Annotated in this window: 1 protein-coding gene and 1 pseudogene; both read left to right on the top strand. The window is 71.2% G+C overall.

Translation table 11 applies throughout. From position 1 onward, the window contains the following. Positions 1 to 180: pseudogene (locus E4V01_RS25295) on the top strand (type I secretion system permease/ATPase); the annotation flags it as partial. Next, positions 180 to 1,363: HlyD family type I secretion periplasmic adaptor subunit (locus E4V01_RS25290; RefSeq protein ID WP_135300288.1), on the top strand; the 1,184-nt coding region annotated here is incomplete at its 3' end. The pseudogene E4V01_RS25295 and the gene E4V01_RS25290, both read left to right, overlap by 1 nt.

Here is a 1,363-nt window from a genome sequence, read left to right as displayed (position 1 = left end):
CCGAGCGCGCTCGCCGCCCTCGACCTGATCCTGATGATGGCCGACGGCCGCGCCCAGGCCTTCGGGCCCAAGGACGAGATCCTCAAGCGCGTCCTGCGCCCGGCACCGGCCCCCGTGCCGGTCGCCGCCGAGCCCGCCGCCCCGCAATCCGCCGTGCCTTCGATCCGTGAGAGTGCCTGATGTCCGCGACCCTCACCCCCCTCAACGTTCTCCCCCCGGCACTGCCGCGTCCCGTCGCCCACGGTTCGATCCGCAGCCACCTCACCGTCGCGATCGGCCTCTCCGCCGCCCTCGTCCTCGGCGTCGGCGGCTGGGCCACCTTCACAGAGATCTCGGCCGCGGTGATCGCGCCGGGCCAGCTCGTCGTCGAGACCGACGTGAAGAAGGTGCAGCACCCCACCGGCGGCGTCGTCGGCCAGCTCCTGGCGCGGGAGGGCCAGCGGGTCGCGGCCGGCGACGTGTTGATTCGTCTCGATGAAACCCAGACCCGGGCCAACCTCGACATCGTGCTCAAGGCCATGGACGAACTCTCCGCCCGGCGCGCCCGCGACGAGGCGGAGCGCGACGGGCTCAAGACCATCGCCTTCCCGCCCGATCTCGTCGCCCGCATCGACGACGATCCCAGCGTCGCCCGGCTGATCGACGGCGAATCGCGCCTGTTCGCCTCTCGCGTCGCCGGCCGCGAGGGTCAGAGGGCGCAGTTGCGCGAACGCGTCGAGCAACTGCGCCAGGAGATCGACGGGCTCACCAAGCAGGCCGCGGCCAAGGACCGCGAGATCAACCTGATCGGCCACGAACTCGGCGGCGTGCGCGACCTCTATGCCAAGAACCTCGTCCCGCTCTCCCGCGTCACCGCCCTGGAGCGCGACGCCGCCCGGCTCGAAGGCGAGCGCGGCCAGCTCGTCGCCTCGACGGCCTCGGCGCGCGGCAAGATCGCCGAGACCGAGCTGCAGATCATCCAGATCGACGGCGAGATGCGCACCGAGACCGGCAAGGATCTGGCCGAGATCCGCGGCAAGTGGTCGGAGCTGCGCGAGAAGCGCGTGGCGGCGGAAGACCAGCTCAAGCGGGTCGAGCTGCGCGCGCCGCAGGACGGCTTCGTGCACCAGATGAGCGTGCACACGGTGGGGGGCCTCGTGGTCCCCAGCGAGCCGGCGATGCTGATCGTGCCGGCCTCCGATCAGTTGCTGGTGGAGGTGCGGGTGCAGCCGCAGGACATCGACAACGTGCGGGTGGGACAGAAGGCGGTACTGCGTTTCCCCGCCTTCAACACGCGCACGACGCCGGAGATCGACGGCGAGGTGGTGCGCGTCTCGGCGGACGTGACCCAGGACGTCAAGACCGGGCAGAGCTACTATACGGC

This window comes from Methylorubrum sp. Q1, from assembly GCF_004683995.1.
Classification (GTDB): Bacteria; Pseudomonadota; Alphaproteobacteria; order Rhizobiales; family Beijerinckiaceae; genus Methylobacterium.
Note: the sequence above shows the minus strand (reverse complement) of the source record. Positions and strands in the feature narration are given on the sequence as shown.